General features: G+C 67.9%; 20 protein-coding genes and 1 riboswitch. Of the genes, 11 read left to right on the top strand and 9 right to left on the bottom strand.

Features of this window, described 5'->3' with window-relative positions; genetic code table 11:
* Window positions 1-137 precede the first annotated feature (137 nt).
* The 4 genes from AC5Y7E_RS14805 to AC5Y7E_RS14820 all read left to right on the top strand — a co-directional run bounded on the left by AC5Y7E_RS14805 (window position 138) and on the right by AC5Y7E_RS14820 (window position 3183).
* Complete coding sequence (locus AC5Y7E_RS14805; RefSeq protein WP_499949600.1) at window positions 138-545, top strand: YccF domain-containing protein; 408 nt, start codon at window positions 138-140, stop codon at window positions 543-545.
* Window positions 542-1624, top strand: coding sequence for a GTP 3',8-cyclase MoaA (gene moaA / locus AC5Y7E_RS14810; protein ID WP_499918564.1), 1083 nt, complete (start codon window positions 542-544; stop codon window positions 1622-1624). Before AC5Y7E_RS14805 ends, moaA begins: the two co-directional genes overlap by 4 nt.
* A gap of 4 nt (window positions 1625-1628) precedes the next feature.
* Window positions 1629-1907, top strand: coding sequence for a MoaD/ThiS family protein (locus AC5Y7E_RS14815; RefSeq protein WP_499949760.1), 279 nt, complete (start codon window positions 1629-1631; stop codon window positions 1905-1907).
* Between the two features lie 235 nt (window positions 1908-2142).
* A riboswitch (cyclic di-AMP (ydaO/yuaA leader) is annotated at window positions 2143-2327 on the top strand.
* Window positions 2328-2340: 13 nt separating this feature from the next.
* On the top strand, window positions 2341-3183 hold the full coding sequence (locus tag AC5Y7E_RS14820; RefSeq protein WP_499918568.1) for a transglycosylase family protein: 843 nt from the start codon (window positions 2341-2343) through the stop codon (window positions 3181-3183).
* A 92-nt stretch (window positions 3184-3275) separates the two neighbouring features.
* On the opposite strand, the gene AC5Y7E_RS14825 is transcribed toward AC5Y7E_RS14820, so the two are convergent.
* Genes AC5Y7E_RS14825 through AC5Y7E_RS14840 form a run of 4 tightly spaced genes read right to left on the bottom strand, consistent with a single transcriptional unit; the run spans window position 3276 to window position 4910 of the window.
* Complete coding sequence (locus AC5Y7E_RS14825; RefSeq protein ID WP_499949601.1) at window positions 3276-3701, bottom strand: molybdenum cofactor biosynthesis protein MoaE; 426 nt, start codon at window positions 3699-3701, stop codon at window positions 3276-3278.
* Window positions 3698-4180 (bottom strand): MogA/MoaB family molybdenum cofactor biosynthesis protein, encoded by a 483-nt coding sequence (locus AC5Y7E_RS14830; RefSeq protein ID WP_499949602.1) that lies wholly within the window; start codon window positions 4178-4180, stop codon window positions 3698-3700. The genes AC5Y7E_RS14825 and AC5Y7E_RS14830 overlap by 4 nt, the downstream gene beginning before the upstream one ends.
* On the bottom strand, window positions 4177-4701 hold the full coding sequence (moaC, locus tag AC5Y7E_RS14835) for a cyclic pyranopterin monophosphate synthase MoaC (protein ID WP_499918574.1): 525 nt from the start codon (window positions 4699-4701) through the stop codon (window positions 4177-4179). Before moaC ends, AC5Y7E_RS14830 begins: the two co-directional genes overlap by 4 nt.
* A gap of 8 nt (window positions 4702-4709) precedes the next feature.
* Window positions 4710-4910 carry a hypothetical protein gene (locus AC5Y7E_RS14840; RefSeq protein ID WP_499949603.1) on the bottom strand — a complete coding sequence of 67 codons (201 nt, stop codon included), beginning with the start codon at window positions 4908-4910 and terminating at the stop codon, window positions 4710-4712.
* Between the two features lie 110 nt (window positions 4911-5020).
* Here AC5Y7E_RS14840 and AC5Y7E_RS14845 point away from each other — a divergent pair, with 110 nt between their 5' ends.
* Genes AC5Y7E_RS14845 through AC5Y7E_RS14855 form a run of 3 tightly spaced genes read left to right on the top strand, consistent with a single transcriptional unit; the run spans window position 5021 to window position 10302 of the window.
* Window positions 5021-6307 carry a PAS domain-containing protein gene (locus tag AC5Y7E_RS14845; protein WP_499949605.1) on the top strand — a complete coding sequence of 429 codons (1287 nt, stop codon included), beginning with the start codon at window positions 5021-5023 and terminating at the stop codon, window positions 6305-6307.
* A gap of 42 nt (window positions 6308-6349) precedes the next feature.
* Window positions 6350-8608: a helicase-associated domain-containing protein gene (locus AC5Y7E_RS14850; protein ID WP_499949606.1), complete on the top strand. Its 2259-nt coding sequence runs from the start codon at window positions 6350-6352 to the stop codon at window positions 8606-8608.
* Between the two features lie 44 nt (window positions 8609-8652).
* Entirely contained in the window at window positions 8653-10302 is a 1650-nt protein-coding gene (locus AC5Y7E_RS14855; RefSeq protein WP_499918581.1) for a DNA repair helicase XPB, read from the top strand.
* Window positions 10303-10319: 17 nt separating this feature from the next.
* Here AC5Y7E_RS14855 and AC5Y7E_RS14860 read toward each other — a convergent pair whose 3' ends face one another.
* Both AC5Y7E_RS14860 and AC5Y7E_RS14865 read right to left on the bottom strand, forming a co-directional pair.
* Window positions 10320-11465 (bottom strand): thiolase family protein, encoded by a 1146-nt coding sequence (locus AC5Y7E_RS14860; protein ID WP_499918584.1) that lies wholly within the window; start codon window positions 11463-11465, stop codon window positions 10320-10322.
* Between the two features lie 16 nt (window positions 11466-11481).
* The gene (locus AC5Y7E_RS14865) at window positions 11482-11895 is read right to left on the bottom strand and encodes a Zn-ribbon domain-containing OB-fold protein (protein ID WP_499918586.1); all 414 of its coding nucleotides are present in this window, start codon (window positions 11893-11895) and stop codon (window positions 11482-11484) included.
* A 150-nt stretch (window positions 11896-12045) separates the two neighbouring features.
* Between AC5Y7E_RS14865 and AC5Y7E_RS14870 the strand changes: the two genes are divergently transcribed.
* Window positions 12046-12339: a putative quinol monooxygenase gene (locus tag AC5Y7E_RS14870; protein ID WP_499949607.1), complete on the top strand. Its 294-nt coding sequence runs from the start codon at window positions 12046-12048 to the stop codon at window positions 12337-12339.
* A gap of 19 nt (window positions 12340-12358) precedes the next feature.
* Here the strand turns inward: AC5Y7E_RS14870 and AC5Y7E_RS14875 are convergent, their stop codons facing one another.
* Together AC5Y7E_RS14875 and AC5Y7E_RS14880 are read right to left on the bottom strand one after the other, a co-directional pair.
* Window positions 12359-13348, bottom strand: coding sequence for an LLM class F420-dependent oxidoreductase (locus tag AC5Y7E_RS14875; protein WP_499949608.1), 990 nt, complete (start codon window positions 13346-13348; stop codon window positions 12359-12361).
* 20 nt (window positions 13349-13368) lie between these two features.
* Complete coding sequence (locus AC5Y7E_RS14880) at window positions 13369-13905, bottom strand: TetR/AcrR family transcriptional regulator (RefSeq protein WP_499949610.1); 537 nt, start codon at window positions 13903-13905, stop codon at window positions 13369-13371.
* Window positions 13906-13984: 79 nt separating this feature from the next.
* On the opposite strand from AC5Y7E_RS14880, the gene AC5Y7E_RS14885 reads away from it, so the two are divergent.
* From AC5Y7E_RS14885 to AC5Y7E_RS14895, 3 genes are all read left to right on the top strand, one after another.
* Window positions 13985-15193, top strand: a complete 1209-nt coding sequence (locus AC5Y7E_RS14885) for an FAD-dependent monooxygenase (RefSeq protein ID WP_499949611.1) — start codon at window positions 13985-13987, stop codon at window positions 15191-15193.
* Between the two features lie 68 nt (window positions 15194-15261).
* Window positions 15262-16122: an LLM class F420-dependent oxidoreductase gene (locus AC5Y7E_RS14890; protein ID WP_499918600.1), complete on the top strand. Its 861-nt coding sequence runs from the start codon at window positions 15262-15264 to the stop codon at window positions 16120-16122.
* A gap of 26 nt (window positions 16123-16148) precedes the next feature.
* The gene (locus AC5Y7E_RS14895) at window positions 16149-16757 is read left to right on the top strand and encodes a class I SAM-dependent methyltransferase (RefSeq protein ID WP_499949612.1); all 609 of its coding nucleotides are present in this window, start codon (window positions 16149-16151) and stop codon (window positions 16755-16757) included.
* Window positions 16758-16884: 127 nt separating this feature from the next.
* Here the strand turns inward: AC5Y7E_RS14895 and AC5Y7E_RS14900 are convergent, their stop codons facing one another.
* A complete protein-coding gene (locus AC5Y7E_RS14900; protein WP_499949613.1) occupies window positions 16885-19029 on the bottom strand; it encodes a 3-hydroxyacyl-CoA dehydrogenase NAD-binding domain-containing protein in 2145 nt (714 codons plus the stop codon).
* Between the last annotated feature and the right edge of the window lie 4 nt (window positions 19030-19033).

A 19033-nucleotide genomic window follows, 5' to 3' on the forward strand; every position in this document is an offset into this window, starting at 1 on the left:
ACGGAATTAGGCAACAAAATATGCGTCCCGCCTGCGCAGGACGCCGTATTAGGAGTCTGATCCTACTCGGAAGCCCAGATGACGAGCACCCCCGTTATTTGGCACTCGGTACGCTTGGTGATAACCGCGGAGGAGATATGCGCCTGATCCTGAACGTCATCTGGCTAGTCTTCGGCGGCCTCTGGATGGCCGTCGGCTACCTGGCCGCGGCGATCGTCAGCTTCGTGCTCATCATCACCATTCCGTTCGGCTTCGCGTCGCTGCGCATCGCCTCATACGCGCTGTGGCCGTTCGGCCGCACGATTGTGGACAAGCCGACGGCGGGGTCCGGCGCCCTGGTCGGAAACGTCATCTGGGTCGTGCTGTTCGGGGTGTGGCTGGCGATCGGTCATCTGGTCAGCGCGGCAGCGATGGCGCTCACGATCGTCGGCCTCCCGCTGGCGCTGGCCAACCTGAAACTGATTCCGGTGTCGTTGATGCCGCTGGGTAAGCAGATCGTGCCGGTCAGCTCGCCGCCCCACTACGCGCCGCCGGTGGCCGCATGACCTTGACGACGTTGGGCGTCCCCTCGGTGCCGCGCCGCGATGACGGCCCGGCCGTTCCCGGCGATGTGCCGGCCAGCGGCCCGCTGGTGGACACCTACGGGCGGGTCGCCACCGATCTGCGGGTCTCGCTGACCGACCGCTGCAACCTGCGGTGCAGCTATTGCATGCCGGCCGAAGGCCTCAACTGGCTGCCGGGCGAACAACTGCTGAGCGCCCACGAGGTGGCCAGACTGATGCGGATCGCGGTCACCCGGCTGGGGGTCACCAGCGTGCGGTTCACGGGCGGTGAACCCCTGCTGGCGCGCCACCTCGAAGAGGTGGTGGCCGAGGCGGCCGCCCTGCAGCCCCGCCCCGAGATCTCGCTGACCACCAACGGTGTCGGGCTGGCGCGGCGCGCAGCCGGGCTCGCCGCGGCCGGCCTGAATCGGGTCAACGTCTCACTCGACAGCGTGGATCGCCGGAATTTCGCGGCCATCACCCGTCGCGACCGGCTCGCAGACGTGCTGGACGGCCTGGCAGCCGCCAACGACGCCGGCCTGACGCCGGTCAAGGTGAACGCCGTGCTGGACCCCGGCACCGGCCGCGAGGACGTGGTGGGATTGTTGCGGTTCTGCCTCGAGCACGGCTACCAGTTGCGCGTCATCGAGCAGATGCCGCTGGACGCCGGACACCGATGGCGGCGGGACGCGGCGCTGAGCGCCGACGACGTGCTGGCCGCGCTGCGCCCCCATTTCCGGCTGCGGCCCGACCCTGCGCCGCGGGGATCGGCCCCCGCCGAGCTGTGGCTGGTCGATACCGGCCCCGGCACGCCGAGCGGCAAGTTCGGGGTCATCGCATCCGTCTCGCACGCGTTCTGCGGGGCGTGTGACCGCACCCGCTTGACGGCCGACGGTCAGGTCCGCAGCTGCCTGTTCGCCGAGCAGGAGACCGACCTGCGTGGGCTGCTGCGTAGCGGTGCACCCGACGACGCCGTCGAGGCGGCGTGGCGCGCCGCGATGTGGGGCAAGCCCGCCGGCCACGGCATCAACGATCCGAACTTCATCCAGCCCGACCGCCCGATGAGCGCGATCGGTGGCTAGTCCCATGGGACAGACCCCTGTCCAAGCCGACGGAATCCAGGTGACGGTGCGCTACTTCGCGGCCGCGCGGGCGGCCGCCGGCGTCGACTCCGAGGCAGTGGTGCTTCGCCCCGGCACGTCGGTCGGCGAGCTGGTCGAGCGGCTCGCCGTTCGAGGGTCCCTCCTGGCCACCGTTTTGACCCGATGCTCATACCTGCGCGACGGGATCGCGGTGCGCGACGAGACCGCGGCGTTGCAACCCGGTGACACGATCGATGTTCTGCCGCCATTTTCCGGCGGTTGAAACTGTGACATATCTCACGTAACGGAACGATAACGGCGCGATCACGCTCCGATATCGCGCTTTGCGACCTGCGCAAACACTATGTGTTCCTGCGGTTTTCGTAGATGGCCGAGCGGGAAACGCCGGGTTTCCCTAGACGTGACGAGACCAACAGAAACGGTTAACGTCTCCGGAGGCTCGCCAGCCATCCCGATTGGCGGACCTCCCCTCCCTATCGCGCCGAGCTCCATCCAATAGGCGGGGGCCTCCGAACTACATGGATGGAGACGGGGGACCCACCGGTCCACCGTGATCGGATTGGGGCCGCTCGCGGCTCCTAGGGGTGAAGTCGACGTCGTCTCGTTCGAGACCACGCCGGCCGGGTGGCCTCTCCAACCCGAACCCGACAGCTGACCTCGCAGGCGCGTGACGAGAGAGGAATACATCGGCGCGTATGAGTGGACGTCACCGTAAGCCCAGCAGTTCGAACATCAGCGTCGCCAAGATCGCCTTCACCGGCGCGGTCCTTGGTGGCGGCAGCATCGCCCTTGCCGGCCAAGCGGCCGCAGCCACCGACGGTGAATGGGATCAGGTAGCCCGTTGCGAATCCGGTGGCAACTGGGGCATCAACACCGGCAATGGCTACCACGGTGGCGTGCAATTCAGCGCGAGCACCTGGGCCGCACACGGCGGTGGCCAGTACGCACCGTCGGCCGAACTCGCCAGCAAGGAACAGCAGATCGCCGTCGCCGAGCGGGTGCTCGCCACCCAGGGTCGTGGCGCCTGGCCCGTGTGCGGTGGCCCCCTGTCGGGTCCCACCCAGCGCGACGTGCCGGCTCCGGCCAGCCTGGATGCGCCCGGCATCAATGGCGCCCCGGCACCGCTGGCCCCACCCGCCGACGCGCCCCCGCCCGCTCCGGTGCAATTGGCCGGGTTTGACCGGCCGGCACCTCCGGACGCTCCTCCGCCGCCCCCGGCGGACCTGCCGCCGGCTCCCCCTGCCGACGCGATGCCGCCCGCACCTCCCGTGGACCTGCCGCCGGCTCCCCCGGCCGACGCACCGCCGCCGGCCGACGCGATGCCGCCCGCACCTCCGGCCGACGCGATGCCGCCCGCACCTCCGGCGGACGCACCGCCCGTCGTGGACACGGGCTTCCACGGTTTCGTTCCGGAAGACATGCCGCAGCAGGCTTCTGAAGGTAACTACCTCGTGCAGCTGTGGGATGCGATCCGGGCCCAGGACGTTCACGGGAACGACGCGCTGGACGCTCTCGCTCAGCCGTCTCCTAACGCCTGACGCCGCCGTACTCCCCGCACGCCCCGAAACCCCTCCTTTTCGGGGCGTGTCGGGCTCGGCGCACCGTTCCGGTGGCCGCCGTGCCTAGCGCGTCAGGCCGAGCCCACCCACTCCTCGGTTCCGTCGGCGAAGAATTGGTGCTTCCACACCGGTAGCCGCGCCTTGATGGTGTCCACCAGGTGCGCGCAGGTGGCGAATGCCGCTTGCCTGTGGTCGGCGGCGACGGCCGCAACCAGGGCCGCCTCTCCGATGCGCAGCGCGCCGATGCGATGGCTGGCGGCGACGGCGCGCACGCCGCTGGACTGCTCGGCCACCTCGGCCACCACGTCGGCGATGACCTGGTCGGCAGACGGGTGCGCGGAGTACTCCAGCCGCACCACCCGCCGTCCGCCGTCGTGGTCGCGGATCATGCCGACGAACCCGACGATGGCCCCTGCCGACTGATGGCCCACCAACTCTTCATGCTCGGCCAGTGAAATGGGGTGCTCGGTCATCGCGGCGCGCACGACGAGCGTCATCGCGGGTGATCTTTGCCGGCGAGCTGATCGAGTGCGTGGTCCAGCACATCGGCGAGCACGCCGAGGCCGTCGCGAACGCCCCCGGGCGAACCGGGCAGGTTCACGATCAGGGTCTGGCCGGCCACACCGCACACCCCGCGCGACAACACCGATGTCGGCACCTTCGGCAGACCCGACTGGCGGATCGCTTCCGCCAGTCCCGGAATCAGGTAGTCGACGACGGCCACGGTGTGGTCCGGTGTGCTGTCGCTGGGCGAGATGCCGGTGCCGCCGGAGGTGATGATGACGTCGACCCCGGCGTCGATCGCGGTGCGCAGCGCGTCGCCGACCGGTGGTCCGTCGGCCACCACCTCGGCCTCCGGGGCCGAAAAGCCGCGCTCTGCGAGCCATTCGGCGATGATCGGGCCGCAACGGTCGTCGTACGCCCCTGAGGACGCGCGGGTCGAGGCGATGATGATGCGGGCGGAACGGGTGCTCATGGGCGCGCCCACCTTCCGGTCTTGCCGCCTTCCTTGCGCAGCACTCGAATGTCGTCGATTCGTGCGGCCGGGTCTACCGCCTTGATCATGTCGTAGAGCGTCAGCCCCGCGACGCTGACCGCCGTCAGCGCTTCCATCTCTACCCCCGTGCGGTCGGTGCTTCGCACCGTTGCGATGATCTCGACCTCAGACTCCCGCACGGTGAAGTCGATGTCGACCCCGGTGAGAGCGAGTTGATGACATAGCGGGATGAGTTCGCTGGTGCGCTTCGCGGCCTGAATGCCGGCTATCCGCGCGGTGGCCAGGGCATCGCCCTTGGGCAGGCCGCCGGTCGAAATCAGCGCCAGCACTTCCGCCGATGAGCGCACCACCCCGGCGGCCATCGCGGTTCGCTTGGTGGCTGCCTTCTCGCTGACGTCGACCATGTGCGCCGCCCCACGGTCGTCCAGATGTGACAGGACGCCGGGGCCGGAATTCTCCGACGCCCATTTCGCCGAGGCTTTGGAGTCCTCAGAGGCCATCTGGCGGCCTACCGATTGACGACGGTGACCGGGTGCAGGTAGGGCAGTTCGGTGGAAGGCAGCGGGAACACCAGCTCGCCGAACGGCGACAGCGCGCCCGTGCGATCGGTCACGAGTTCGCTCACCGCGTGGTCGTCGGGGTCGGTCGTCGGCCAGCCGTTGTCGACATACTTGGTTTTGCGCGCTTTGCCCTCAGCATTGTCAGCCACGAGGTCCATTCTGACAGGTGGCGCACAGCATGTGGCCGCAAGGGCTTGGGTGTTGGGCGCCCTCGAACGTAATGCGACGGTCGGCCACGCCGAGTTACGCTGAAATGATCGTGCCAGCCGTGCTAGACGCCGCCGCGAACAGTCCGGTTTTTGCCGTGACGGCGGCTCCTTACCTGCTCCTGGATGCGGAACTCAACATCCGGGCCGTCAACGACGCCTACCTGCGGGCGACGAGTCGTGAGCGCGACGAACTCATCGGCGAGCAGATGTTCGACGCTTTCCCAGACAATCCCGCCGACGTCGCGGCCACCGGCGTGCAGAACCTGCAAGCGTCGCTCAGCCGGGTCCTGCGGGACGCGGCCGCGCACCAGATGCCCATTCAGCGTTACGACATCGCACCCAGCGGCAGCGCCGAATTCATTCCCAAGATATGGAGCCCGGTTAACTCTCCGATCAGCGACGACGAGGGCCGGGTGGTGGGGTTGCTGCACCACGTCGAAGACATCACCCCGCTGATCGCCGATGGCATCGACCGCAGCGCAGACGGTCGCGCCCTTGCCCTGACGGCGTCGCGCTATCGCGGTCTGCATGACCTCCTGATCGAGCAGAACACGAGGCTGACCGATGCGCTACTCGCGGTAGGCACCTCGCGCGGGCCGTCCGGCCCGACGGCATCCAGTCAGCGGCGCCGCCGGCTGTGGCAGCTGCTCATGGCGCACGCCCGCGAAAACCCCGGCCGCGGATGGTCGGCCTCGCTGTGCGTCCTGGCCGTGGAAGCATTCGACACCGTCGTCGGCGCAGCTATTTCGCTGCAGAGCGCGTCCGGGCAGCTCGCACTGTTGACCGCCAGCGACGCCCGCGCCAGCAACATGGATCAGTGGGGCGCCGAATTGGCGGAGGGTCCCATGCATGCGGCCCTGCTCAGCGGCGTTCCGGTGCACGTCGCCGACCTGGCCAGCGACTGTGCCCTCTGGCCCGGCTACGCCACGGCCGCCCTCGACCTCGGCATCGTCGGAGCCTCCGCGTATCCGATGATGCTCGACGGCGACGTAGTAGGAGCGTTCACCGTCTATCGCAGCCGCCGCGAACGCGCTCCGGACCACGCCGAATGGATCGACACCGCGATCGCGGCCGACCTGGCGGTCTCGGCTCTCCTGTCCGACGGAGTGCATATCGAATCGCAATTGGACACCGACGACTTCGACCTCGATGTGACGATCGCCGCCGCGATGCTCAGCTCGCGATTCGACATTTCCATGGACGACGCCGTGAACAAGTTGCGCCGCCGCGCCCGCCTTAAGAATGTGCCCGTGCGGCACGTCGCCGCAGACTCGATCCGGCGTTGGGGCGATTACTCCCGGCGCCAGGCACGGTTCAATCAGACCTCCCCGCGCTGAGCGTCTGCTGGGTACCCGCCACCTGCTTTACGCTGGTCAGCAATGACCGACAACACCCCGGATATCCCGCTGGGGTCGTGGCTGGCCGAGTTATCCGATGAGCGGCTGATCCGACTGTTGGAGTTGCGGCCGGACCTGGCCCAGCCCCCACCCGGCAGCATCGCCGCGCTGGCCGCGCGCGCCCAGGCTCGCCAGTCGATCAAGGCCGGCACCGACGACCTCGACTTCCTGCGCCTGGCCGTACTCGATGCGCTGCTGGTGCTGCAGGCCGATGCGGAGCCGGTGCCCGCCGCGAAACTGCTGGCGCTGATTGGTGACCGCGCCGCCGAAGCCGACGTCCTCGATGCGCTGGACGACCTCCGGCAACGCGCCCTGGTCTGGGGCGAGGCCGCGCTGCGCGTGGCCGCCGACGCCGCGACGGGGATGCCCTGGCATCCGGGCCAGGTCATTCTCGAGGACATGTCGCGCAGCGCCGAGCAGATCGCCGGTCTGATCGACGACCTCGATCAGGCCCAGCTCGACGTGCTGGAGAAGCTTCTCGAAGGTTCCCCGATGGGCCGCACTCGCGACGCCGCGCCCGGCGCGCCCGCCGACCGGCCGGTCCCCCAGCTGCTGGCCATGGGCCTGCTGCGGCGCATCGACGCCGAGACGGTGATCTTGCCCCGCCACGTCGGGCAGGTGCTGCGCGGCGAGCAGCCCGGCCCCATGCAGCTGACCGCACCCGACCCGGTGGTCTCGACGACCACAGCCCACGACGCGGACGCGGTGGCCGCCGGGGCCGTCATCGACTTGCTACACGAGGTCGACGTTGTGCTTGAAACGCTCTCCGCCGCACCGGTTTCCGAGCTGCGCAGCGGCGGCCTGGGGATTCGCGACGTCAAGCGGCTCAGCAAGGTGACCGGCATCGACGAGCCGCGGCTGGGATTGATCCTCGAAGTCACGGCCGCGGCCGGATTGATCGCCAGCGGCATGCCCGACCCCGAGCCGGTCACCGGCGAGGCGCCGTACTGGGCGCCGACGGTCGCCACCGACCGGTACACCGCGACGTCGGCGGCCGAACGCTGGCAGCTGTTGGCCGGCAGCTGGCTCGACCTTCCCGGTCGGCCGGCGCTGATCGGCAGTCGGGGCCCCGACGCGAAGCCCTACGGGGCTCTCACCGACGGCCTGTACTCGACGGCCGCGCCGCTGGATCGCCGGCTGCTGCTCGGCATGCTCTCCGAGCTGTCCCCCGGCGCCGGCGTCGACGCGGCGGCAGCCTCGGCGGCGCTGATCTGGCGGCGTCCACGCTGGGCGAAGCGGTTGCAGCCCGGGCCCGTCGGGGACCTGCTCGCCGAGAGCACCGCCTTGGGACTGGTCGGCCGCGGCGCGATCAGCACACCCGGCCGTGCGCTGCTCGACAACGACGGCGATCCGCAGGTCGCGATCGAGGCGATGAACCGGGCGCTACCCAAACCGGTCGACCACTTTTTGGTGCAGGCGGACCTGACCGTGGTCGTGCCCGGGCCATTGGAACGCGACCTGGCCGAGCAACTCGCCGTCGTCGCCACCGTCGAATCGGCCGGCGCCGCGATGGTGTACCGCGTCAGCGAGCAGTCGATCCGGCACGCACTCGATGTCGGCAAGACTCGCGACTGGATGCATTCCTTGTTCGCCAGGCATTCCAAAACGCCTGTGCCCCAAGGGCTTACCTATCTGATCGACGATGTCGCGCGCCGGCACGGGCAGCTGCGGATCGGCATCGCCGCGTCGTTCGTGCGGTGCGAGGACCCCGCGCTGCTGGCCCAGGCTTTGGCCGCGCCGGCGGCCGGGGAGGTGCAGTTGCGGGCCCTGGCGCCGACGGTCGCGGTGTCGCCGGCTCCGATCGGCGAGGTGCTCGCCGCCCTGCGGTCCGCGGGCTTCGCGCCGGCGGCTGAGGATTCATCCGGCGCCATCGTCGACGTGCGTCCGCGCGGCGCCCGGGTGGCCACACCCCAGCAGCGCCGGCCCTATCGCCCGGCCCGGCGCCCCAACAGCGAAAGCCTCAACGCGGTGGTGGCCGTGCTTCGCAAGGTGACCGCCGCACCGTTCGGCAATATCCGCATCGATCCCGCCGTGACCATGACGCAGCTGCAGCGCGCGGCCAAGGAACAAGACACCCTGGTGATCGGTTATCTGGATGCGGCGGGCGTGGCCACCCAGAGGGTGGTGTCGCCGATCACCATCAAGGGCGGTCAGCTGGTCGCCTTCGATTCCGCGTCCGGGCGGCTGCGTGACTTCGCCATCCACCGCATCACCTCGGTCGTGTCGGCCACCGCCGGATAATGGTTGGCACGCAGAAGCACCGATGAGAAGGAGTGGCGCTGAACATGTCTGACGGACCGTTGATCGTGCAGTCCGACAAGACGGTGTTGCTCGAGGTAGACCACGAGCTGGCCGGCGCGGCGCGCGCCGCCATCGCGCCGTTCGCCGAGCTGGAACGCGCACCCGAGCACGTGCACACCTACCGCATCACGCCGCTGGCGCTGTGGAACGCCCGCGCCGCGGGTCATGACGCCGAACAGGTGGTCGACGCGCTGGTCAGCTTCTCGCGCTACGCGGTGCCCCAACCACTGCTGGTCGACATCGTCGACACCATGGCCCGCTACGGTCGCCTGCAGCTGGTGAAGAACCCCGCGCACGGCCTGACGCTGGTGAGCCTGGATCGCGCGGTGCTCGAAGAGGTGTTGCGCAACAAGAAGATTGCCCCGATGCTCGGCGCCCGCATCGACGACGACACGGTCGTCGTCCATCCCAGCGAGCGCGGCCGCGTCAAGCAGATGCTGCTCAAGATCGGTTGGCCTGCCGAGGATCTCGCGGGCTACGTCGACGGCGAAGCGCATCCGATCAGCCTGGCCCAGGACGGCTGGCACCTGCGCGACTATCAGCAGATGGCCACCGACTCCTTCTGGTCCGGCGGATCCGGGGTGGTGGTGCTTCCGTGCGGCGCCGGCAAGACGCTGGTGGGCGCGGCCGCCATGGCGAAAGCCGGTGCGACGACGCTGATTCTGGTCACCAACATCGTCGCGGCCCGGCAATGGAAGCGCGAGCTGATCGCGCGCACGTCGCTCACCGAGGACGAGATCGGCGAATACTCCGGCGAGCGCAAGGAGATTCGGCCCGTCACCATTTCGACGTATCAGATGATCACCCGCCGCACCAAGGGTGAATACCGGCACCTGGAACTCTTCGACAGCCGGGACTGGGGGCTGATCATCTACGACGAGGTCCACCTGTTGCCCGCGCCGGTGTTCCGGATGACCGCCGATCTGCAGTCCAAGCGGCGCCTGGGTCTGACCGCCACGCTGGTCCGCGAGGACGGCCGCGAGGGCGATGTGTTCTCGCTGATCGGCCCGAAGCGCTATGACGCGCCGTGGAAGGATATCGAGGCGCAGGGCTGGATCGCGCCGGCCGAGTGCGTCGAGGTGCGGGTCACCATGACCGACAACGAGCGCATGCTTTACGCCACCGCCGAGCCCGAAGAGCGGTACAAGTTGTGCTCGACTGTCCACACCAAAATCGCTGTGGTCAAGTCGATCCTGGCGAAGCATCCCGGTGAGCAGACGCTGGTGATCGGTGCCTATCTCGATCAGCTCGACGAGCTTGGCGCCGAGCTTAACGCCCCGGTGATCCAGGGGTCCACCCGGACCAAGGAACGCGAGGAACTGTTCGACGCGTTCCGGCGCGGCGAGCTGTCCACCCTGGTGGTGTCCAAGGTTGCGAACTTCTCCATCGACCTGCCGGAAGCCTCTGTGGCGGTGCAGGTCTCGGGAACGTTCGGCTCACGCCAGGAGGAGGCGCAACGGCTGGGCCGGTTGCTGCGGCCCAAGTCCGACGGTGGGGGCGCCATCTTCTATTCCGTGGTGGCGCGCGACAGCCTGGACGCCGAGTACGCCGCGCACCGGCAGCGCTTCCTGGCCGAGCAGGGCTACGGCTACATCATCCGCGACGCGGACGACCTGCTGGGCCCGGCGATTTAGGCTGCGGCGCAAGCGATTCAGAGCGACAGGATGGTCGCCGACGCGGTGCCGGGCGCACCGTAAACCTGGGCCAGGCCGACGCGCGGGTTGCCGGGCACCTGCCGCTCCCCCGCCTCGCCGCGCAGCTGCCGCACCAGTTCGTGCATCTGCCGCAGCCCCGACGCGCCGATCGGCTCGCCGTTGGCGATCAGCCCGCCGTCGGTGTTGACCGGCATCGAGCCGTGGATCTCGGTGGCGCCGTCGGCCAGCAGCTTCTCCTGCTCGCCGTCGGCGCACAGCCCCGTCTCGGCCATGTGGATGACCTCGTTGCCGGCGTCGGTGTCCTGCAGCTGGGCGACGTCGACGTCCTCGGGCCCGATGCCCGCGGCTTCGTAGGCCGCCTTGGCGGCGTACACCGTCGGGGAGACGTCCTCATCGAGCGGCGCGAAGGTGGCGTGCACCTCGTACGCACCGAACGTGCGGGTGCGGATCTCACAGGCGCGCACGTACACCGGCTTGTCGGTGAACCTGTGCGCGATGTCCGCGCGGCACATGATCACGGCCGCGGCCCCCTCGTCGGGCGCGCAGAACATGTACTGCGTCAACGGGTAGTTGAGCACGGTCGAGTTGAGGATCTCCTCGACCGAGATCTCCTTGCGCCGGAAGGCATTCGGGTTCAGTGCGCCATTGCGGAAGTTCTTGTTGGCCACCCGCGCCAGCGTCTCCTGGGAGATGTTGTGGTCGTGCAAGTACTTGTTGGCCTTCATCCCGAAGAACTTGGTGGTGACGAACTGACCGTTCTGCGCGTACCACTGCGGCAGCGCCAGCTTGGCGGGGTCGTCGGTGAAGGCGCCGCGGGGGTGCTTGTCCAAGCCGATGGCGATGCCGATGTCGTACTTGCCCAGCCGGATGGTGTCCGCGGTCTGCTGGATGGCGCTGGCCGCGGTGGCGCAGGCGTTGAAGACGTTGGTGAAGGTGATGCCGGTCAGTCCGACCAGGCGGGTCACGGCATCCGGGTTGGACACTTCGTGACTGCCACCGAAGCCGAACTGGATGTCCTTCCACTGCACTCCGGCGTCGGTGAGCGCGGACTGAATGGCCTCGGCGCCCATCTGCATCGCGGTCTTCTCGAACCGGCCGAAGGGATGCAGGCCCACACCGATGATCGCCACATCATTGGTCATCTCAGGCTCCTTCTGTCTAGACCGGCTGGAAAGCGAACGTGACGATCTCGTTGCCGTCCGCGTCGGTGGTGAACGGCACCATGGTGAGTTCGACTTCCTGGCCGAACTTCAGCTTGGCGGGGTCGCTCTCGGTCAGCCGGCCCTCGACCCGGATCACGTCGCCGAGCTGGACCAGACCCACGCCGAACGGCACGAAGTCCTTGCCGGTCGGGCCGGCGTACGGGGCCCCGGGCGGGAAGCCCTGGGTGGTCCAAGCGACGACGGTCCCGGTCCGCGGCAACAGCACGTCGCTCATCGCGCCTCCGCTGCACCGCGGGCACCGCTCCTGCACCGGAAAGGTGGTGGCGTTGCAATCACCGCACCGACTGCCGATCAGCTGCGGATTCTCGTCGGGCCAGGTTGAGATCTCGGGAGCCAGCGCCTTCTGCATTGAGGGGTCCTCCAGCGACGTCCACGGTGCACCAAATGAACAATTCCGACTGAACCGTATAACAGCTTTCCGAAAAGTGGAAACCGCATTCTCCTCCTTGGGATGACGGGCGGGCCGCCGCCCGACCAGGCGCGAAGATATGTTGGGCCCATGACGGTCACCGTGATACTTGAGCTCAGATTCAAGCCCGACGAGGTCGCTGCGGGGCGCGAGCTGATGGGCCGGGCGCTACAGGACACCCGGGCGTTCGACGGCAACGTCCGCACTGACGTGCTCATCGACGAAGACGACGAAGCGCACTGGCTCATCTACGAGATCTGGGAGACGGTCGAAAACGACGAGGCCTACCGCGCCTTCCGCGCCGGCGAAGGCAAGCTGACCCAGCTTCCTCCGCTGCTGGCCGCGCCGCCGGCCAAGACCAGGTACACGACTTCCGACATCTGACGCCGGCTTTCGAGGTTGGCTAAGTCAGCGCGGGTATGACCTGGCTCTCGAACATCTCGATACCCGAACGGTCGTAGGCGGCCTCGGGGAAGTAGCAGATGGCGTATTCGCACCCGAGGTCGCGGATCTTCGCGAGTCGCTCGATCACCTGATCCGGTGTGCCCGTCGCCGAGTCCGGTCCGCTGGTGCCGGCGATCATCGCATCCGCCGCGGCCTCGCCCACACAACCCACCAGCCGGTCGCGGACTCGTTGCAGCCGGTCTTTGACATCGGCCTCGGAGTTGCCGACGATCGCATTGACGTTGACCGACCGCACAATCGCGTGATAGTCGGTGCCCACGCTGCGGCAGTGCTCGGCCAGCACCTCGGACTTGTGCGCGAACGCTTCGGGCTCCGGCGTGAAGTTGGTGTACTGCGCGTATTGAGCGGCGATCCGCAACGTCACCTTCTCACCGCCGCCGGCGATCCATAGCGGAATCCCGTTTTCCCGCAGGGGCTTTGGCGCGACGATCGCCCCGTCAACCTGGTAATGCTTGCCCTCGAAGCTGACCTTGCCGTCGCGCCAGGCGTCGCGCATGATCTGCACGCCCTCGTCGAGCCGACCCAACCGCACCCCCGCCGACGGGAATCCGTAACCGTAAGCGCGCCATTCGTGTTCGTACCAGCCACCGCCGATCCCCATCTGGATGCGGCCACCGGAGATGATGTCGGCAGTCGCGGCGACCTTGGCGAGGTAGACGGGGTTGCGGTAGCTCATCGCCGTGCACATCTGACCGAGTTTGATCCGCGAGGTGGTGGCCGCATATGCCGCCATCAACGACCAGGCTTCGTGGGTGGCTTCACCCGTCGGCACCGGAACGGTGTGGAAATGGTCGTAGACCCACAGCGAGTCCCAGGCGCTGCGGTCCGCGTAGGTCGCCAGATCTCGCATCACTGCCCAGTGGTTCTCGGGTTCGATCCCGACCAGATCCATTCGCCAGCCTTGCGGAATGAAGAGTCCAAAGCGCATACCGGGACTGTAGCCCTCCGCTACCCACCCAGCGCGTCGAGCGCGGCCGCAACCGACTTCTCGCGTAGCTCTTCGTACGGCGCATCGGGAAACTGCACGCAGCAATCCTGCAAGCCACCGAACGCGACCACCGCCCGGGTGGACTGCGCGAGCGTCGGCTTCTTGCCGAACACCAGCCTGGCCAGCCGCTCACGCCACGCGAGCACCGTGTCGATGAGGTCGAGGTCGATCAGCGTCGACAGCTCGGTCAACAGCAGCACCAGGTCCCGGCGGTGCCGGTAGTGGAAATCGAAATACCCCTCCAGCAGCTCGCGCGCATTGTTGCGGCGGTGACCCTCGTGCTCGGCCACGAAGCGTTCACCCTCGTCAATCAGCGGCACCAAGATGCTGCGCACCAGGTCTTCGCGTGAGGGAAAGTGGTAGTACAAGGCGGGTTTGGTGATACCCAGCCGGTCCGCGATGTCCTGCAGGCTGGTGCGCTGCACGCCGCGCTGCAAGAAGAGCTCCCGGGCGACCTGTTGGATGCGCTCACGGGTATCCGACCGGGGCCTGCTCACCCCGCCAATTTACCTGACTTACCGATAGGTAAGTGGGATGTTAAGCTTACCGAACGTTAAGTAAGCGTGGGAGGTGATCATGCGCATACTCATCTCGGGCGCCAGCATCGCGGGTCCGGTCCTGGCGTACTGGCTCACCCGGTACGGTTTCGACGTCACCGTGGTGGAGCGCGCACCGACGCTGCGCAAAACCGGTGGCCACGCCGTCGACTTGTTCCGTCCCGCAATGGAAATCTCGACGAAGATGGGTGTGCTTCCGCGCATCGAGGCGCGGGCCACCAGAACGGAACGGTTGACGATGTACCGCGAAGGGCGGACGAAGGCCATCGAGGTCGACCTCACCAAGATCTACGCCGCGACCTCCGATTCGCACGTGGAAATCATGCGCGACGACCTGAGTGAGATCTACTACGACGCGGCCCGCGACGACGTCGAGTACGTGTTCGGTGATTCCATCACCGCGATCGAGCACGACGGCACCGTGACATTCGAGCATTCGCCGGCGCGTACCTTCGACGTCATCGTGGGCGCCGACGGGCTGCACTCCAACGTTCGGCGCCTGACCTTCGGCGAGGAAGCCAACCTGACGCGCTTTCTCGGCGGGTACCTGTCGGTGTTGTCGGCGCCCAAGGCGCTCGTCGAATCCGGCGAGATGGTCGGTCACGTCGGCGTCGGCCGTTTCGCCGGAATCTATACGGCGGACCACCTGGATGACGCCCGGGCGGTGTTCCTGTTCCGCAGCAAAGAGGAATTGGATTACGAGCATCGCGATGCGTTGCGGCAGAAGGAGATACTGCGCGACACTTTCGCCGGCATGCACGAACAGGTGGACACCTGGCTGGCAGAACTGGAGCACACGCCCACCTTCTACTTCGACTCGATCACCCAGCTGCGCACCGACCGGTGGTCACGGCGGCGGGTCACCCTGGTCGGTGACGCGGGTTACTGCCCGGGGCCCGCGGTGGGCGGCAGCACCAGTCTCGCCGTCCTGGGCGCGTATGTGTTGGCCGGAGAGCTCGCCGAGGCGGACGGGGACCACCTGCGCGCCTTCGCCGCCTACGAACTGCGGATGCACGAATCGGTGCGGCGCAGCCGGACTTTCGCCCGCGGCGCCGCCAAAGGCATCATCCCCGGTTCACGAATCGGAGTGTGGGCGTTAACCCGTGGAGCCCAGCTGATCTCGGCGATGCCCGGGTCGCTGTCCCGTTCTGTGGCGAAGCTCAACACCAGGGGCGTCCGGATGCACGATTCGATGCCGGTGCCCGAATACTCCGGAAGCGACGTCTGACAGCATGTCGTGTAGAGCCGCGGCCCGAGCCACCGCGGCAGGCGCGCGCCACGAAGGGAAGACTGCACATGGAATTGACGGGCGTTGGAATCTGGAGCAGTCAGCTACGCTACGGTGACCCGACCGAATCCGCGGAGGCCGCAGCCGAACTCGACGAACTGGGGTTCCCGGCGCTGTGGATACCCGATGTCGGCGGGCCGGTGTTCGACGCGGTGGGGCATCTGCTCGGCGCGACCAAGCGGACCGTGATCGCCACGGGCATCCTGAATCTGTGGATGCATTCGCCCGGCGATGTCGCCGACTCCTACGCGACGCTGACGGCCGAGCACGGTGACCGCTTCCTGCTCGGGATCGGCGTCAGCCACGCCCCGCTGATCGACGCCGGCCAACCCGGGCGATATCGCAAACCGCTGGCGGCCACCGCATCCTTTCTGGACGGCCTGGACGCCGCGCCGCGGCCGGTTCCCACCGAGCGCCGGGTGCTTGCCGCGCTGGGCCCCAAGATGCTGACGTTGTCGGCGACCCGGGCCGGCGGCGCCCATCCTTACCTCGTCACCCCCGAGCACACCGCTTCTGCCCGTTCGACTTTGGGCAGCGGTCCGTTGCTGCTGCCCGAACAGACGGTGATCTTGACCGACAGCGCCGACGAGGCCCGACAGATCGGAACCGATTGGCTGCGGTCGTATTTGGCGTTGCCCAACTACGCCAACAACCTGCTGCGCAGCGGCTTCACCGAAGACGACCTGTCGCAGGTGAGCGATCGGCTGTTCGACGCCATCATCGCGTGGGGTGATGAAGAGGCCATCATGCGCCGCGTCGCCGAGCATCGTTCCGCGGGCGCCGACCACGTCTGCGTCCAGGTGCTGCTGCCCGATCCCCGGGCCTTCCCGCGGGAGCAATGGCGCCGCATCGCCGCCGCCTCCAGGTGACCGTCCCCGTGGGCCTAGGGTGAGCTATGGCTTCCAAACAAACGCTGTTTCGGATCTTTTACCGCATCGGGTTCACCCCGTGGGATGGTCATCCGCTGGCGCAGAGCCTGCGGGGCCTGGTCGAGGGAACGGCTGACGCCGCGGCGCTGACCGCCGGGTCGGCCCTGGAAGTCGGCTGCGGTACCGGCGACTGCTCGATCTATCTGGCCCAACACGGCTGGAAGGTCACCGCGGTCGACTTCGTGGCCAAACCACTCGAACGCGCACGTGCCAAGGCCAGCGCGGCCGGCGCCGCCGTCGACTTCCTTCGGGCCGACGTCACGCAGCTGAGCCGGGCCGGCGTCGGTGCGAACTTCGACTTGATCGTGGACAACGGCTGCCTGCACAACATGAGCGACGCCGACCGCGACGCCTACGTCCGCGAGATCAGCGCCCTGGCGAGGCCCGACGCACGGCTGCTGATCGTCGCGTTCGTGCCCGGCGGTCGGGTCGGGGTGCGCGGAGTCGACCGCGCCGAGATGGAACGCCGATTCGCGCAGAGCTGGACGCTGTTGTCGGCCGGCCCCGAGCGCGAGCTGGACCGCGCCGAGAAGACCCCGGCGTGGTACTACCTATTCGCGCGCGGCGACACGTAACCTGTTGCGACGACACGCCGTATCGCTTCGCAATGGCTTAAGTCTCGGGCGCAGCACAGCCGTCGAGCCACCGAACGCACCAGCCCCCGAACACGTCGCTTCGGGGGCTGGCCGCGTGCGTCGGTGATCAGCTCAGCGATGCCGGTGGCAGGAAGCGGTCGCCGTAGCGGGCGGCCAGTTCCTTGGCCCGGGCCACGAAGGCTTCCTTGCCGACACCGTGCGCACCCTCGTAACCGACGATGAACTGCGCGCTACCACCGGTGTACGGCGGGAACCCGATGCCCATGATGGACCCGATGTTGGCGTCGGCGGTCGACGTCAGCACGCCCTCGTCAAGGCACTTCTGCGTCTCGAGCGCCTCGGCGAACAGCATGCGATCGATCATGTCCTGCAACGGAATTTCCGCGCTGCCGGACTTGAACGTCTCGCGCAGGCCCGGCCACAGCCGGGTCCGCTTGCCGTCGACGTACTCGTAGAAGCCGGCGCCCTTCAACCGCGAGGGCCGCTCCAACTCGATCATCTTCTCGACGACGGCCTCGGCCGGGTGCGGCTCGTAAGTGCCGCCCGCGTCCTCCACGCCCTTGCGGGTGGCCGTCGCGATCTTGTGCATCAGCTCCAGGTTCAGCTCGTCGGACAGCTGCAGCGGCGGCGCCGGGTAGCCGGCCTGCGAACCGGCGTGCTCGACGCTCGCGGGCTCCACGCCCTCACCCAGCATCGCCAGCGCCTCATTGACGAACGTGCCGATGACGCGGCTGGTGAAGAACCCGCGGCTGTCGTTCACCACGATCGGGGTCTTGCCGATGGCCAGCGTGTAGTCGAACACGCGGGCCAGCGCCTCGTCAGAGGTCTTCTCGCCCTTGATGATCTCCACCAGCGGCATCTTGTCGACCGGCGAGAAGAAGTGGATCCCGATGAAGTCCTCCTGGCGCTTCACACCGGTCGCCAGACCGGTGATCGGCAGCGTCGAGGTGTTCGACCCCAGCAGCGCGTTGGGCTCGACGATGTCCTCGATCTCCTGGAACACCTTGTGCTTGAGTTCCTGGTTCTCGAACACCGCCTCGATCACGAAGTCGACGCCCTTGAGGTCGGCCGGGTCGGCGGCCGGGGTGATGCGGTCCAGCAGCGCCTTGCTCTTCTCCTCGGTGGTCTTGCCCCGCTGAAGTGCCTTGGCCTCAAGCTTTTCCGAGTAGCCCTTGCCCTTCTGGGCGGCCTCGAGGCTGACGTCCTTGAGCACCACCTCGTAGCCGGCCTTGGCCGACACGTAGGCGATGCCGGCGCCCATCATGCCCGCGCCCAGCACCCCGATCTTGTTGATCTTGACCGGCTCGATGCCGTCCGGCCGGGAACCACCGCCGTTGATGTGCTGCAGGTCGAAGAAGAACGCCTGGATCATGTTCTTGGCGACCTGGCCGGTCACCAGCTGGGTGAAGTAGCGGCTCTCGATGCGGCTGGCGGTGTCGAAGTCCACCTGCGCGCCCTCGACCACGGCGTCCAGGATGGCCCGCGGCGCCGGCATCGGCGCGCCCTTGAGCTGCTTCTTCAGCAGCGCCGGGAACGCCGGCAAGTTCGCCGCCAGCGCGGGGCTAGACGGAGTGCCGCCGGGCATCTTGTAACCCTTTTTGTCCCAGGGCTGTTCGTGCGAATCGGGGTTGGCCTTGATCCACGCCTTAGCGGCGGGCACCAATTCGTCGACCGAGCCGACGAGTTCGTCGACCAGGCCGATCTCCTTGGCCTTGTCGGCCTTGAAGCGGGTGCCCTGCGACAGGATGTTCATGAAAGCGTTCTGGATGCCGAACATCCGCACGGTGCGGGTCACCCCGCCGCCGCCGGGCAGCAGGCCCAGCGTGACCTCGGGCAGGCCGACGACCAGACCCTTGACGTCCGCGGCGATGCGGTGGTGACAGGCCAGCGCGATCTCCAGGCCGCCGCCCAGCGCGGCCCCGTTGATGGCGGCGACGACTGGCTTGCCGAGGGTCTCCAGGGCGCGCAGGTCACGCTTGACCGACTCGACGGTGTCGAACGCCTCGCCGGCGTTCTCCGGGCCGAGGTTGATCATGCCCTTGAGGTCGCCGCCGGCGAAGAAGGTCTTCTTCGCGCTGGTGATGACCACACCGGTGATCGAATCCTTTTCGGCGGCAAGGCGTTCCACAGCGTTGTGCATGGACTCGCTGTAGTGCTCGTTCATCACGTTGGCCGACCCGGTGGGGTCGTCCAGGGTCAGCGTGACGATGCCGTCGGCGTCCTTATCCCACTGAATGGTGTTCTCTGCCATGGTC

It is taken from the genome of Mycobacterium sp. NGS17 (assembly GCF_059813205.1).

Bases quoted from the DNA above. Each gene is read 5' to 3' on its own strand.
- AC5Y7E_RS14805 (WP_499949600.1), top strand. From the start codon at position 138: ATGCGCCTGATCCTGAACGTCATCTGGCTAGTCTTCGGCGGCCTCTGG.
- moaA (WP_499918564.1), top strand. From the start codon at position 542: ATGACCTTGACGACGTTGGGCGTCCCCTCGGTGCCGCGCCGCGATGAC.
- AC5Y7E_RS14815 (WP_499949760.1), top strand. From the start codon at position 1,629: ATGGGACAGACCCCTGTCCAAGCCGACGGAATCCAGGTGACGGTGCGC.
- AC5Y7E_RS14820 (WP_499918568.1), top strand. From the start codon at position 2,341: ATGAGTGGACGTCACCGTAAGCCCAGCAGTTCGAACATCAGCGTCGCC.
- AC5Y7E_RS14825 (WP_499949601.1), bottom strand. From the start codon at position 3,701: ATGACGCTCGTCGTGCGCGCCGCGATGACCGAGCACCCCATTTCACTG.
- AC5Y7E_RS14830 (WP_499949602.1), bottom strand. From the start codon at position 4,180: ATGAGCACCCGTTCCGCCCGCATCATCATCGCCTCGACCCGCGCGTCC.
- moaC (WP_499918574.1), bottom strand. From the start codon at position 4,701: ATGGCCTCTGAGGACTCCAAAGCCTCGGCGAAATGGGCGTCGGAGAAT.
- AC5Y7E_RS14850 (WP_499949606.1), top strand. From the start codon at position 6,350: ATGACCGACAACACCCCGGATATCCCGCTGGGGTCGTGGCTGGCCGAG.
- AC5Y7E_RS14855 (WP_499918581.1), top strand. From the start codon at position 8,653: ATGTCTGACGGACCGTTGATCGTGCAGTCCGACAAGACGGTGTTGCTC.
- AC5Y7E_RS14860 (WP_499918584.1), bottom strand. From the start codon at position 11,465: ATGACCAATGATGTGGCGATCATCGGTGTGGGCCTGCATCCCTTCGGC.
- AC5Y7E_RS14865 (WP_499918586.1), bottom strand. From the start codon at position 11,895: ATGCAGAAGGCGCTGGCTCCCGAGATCTCAACCTGGCCCGACGAGAAT.
- AC5Y7E_RS14870 (WP_499949607.1), top strand. From the start codon at position 12,046: ATGACGGTCACCGTGATACTTGAGCTCAGATTCAAGCCCGACGAGGTC.
- AC5Y7E_RS14875 (WP_499949608.1), bottom strand. From the start codon at position 13,348: ATGCGCTTTGGACTCTTCATTCCGCAAGGCTGGCGAATGGATCTGGTC.
- AC5Y7E_RS14885 (WP_499949611.1), top strand. From the start codon at position 13,985: ATGCGCATACTCATCTCGGGCGCCAGCATCGCGGGTCCGGTCCTGGCG.
- AC5Y7E_RS14890 (WP_499918600.1), top strand. From the start codon at position 15,262: ATGGAATTGACGGGCGTTGGAATCTGGAGCAGTCAGCTACGCTACGGT.
- AC5Y7E_RS14895 (WP_499949612.1), top strand. From the start codon at position 16,149: ATGGCTTCCAAACAAACGCTGTTTCGGATCTTTTACCGCATCGGGTTC.
- AC5Y7E_RS14900 (WP_499949613.1), bottom strand. From the start codon at position 19,029: ATGGCAGAGAACACCATTCAGTGGGATAAGGACGCCGACGGCATCGTC.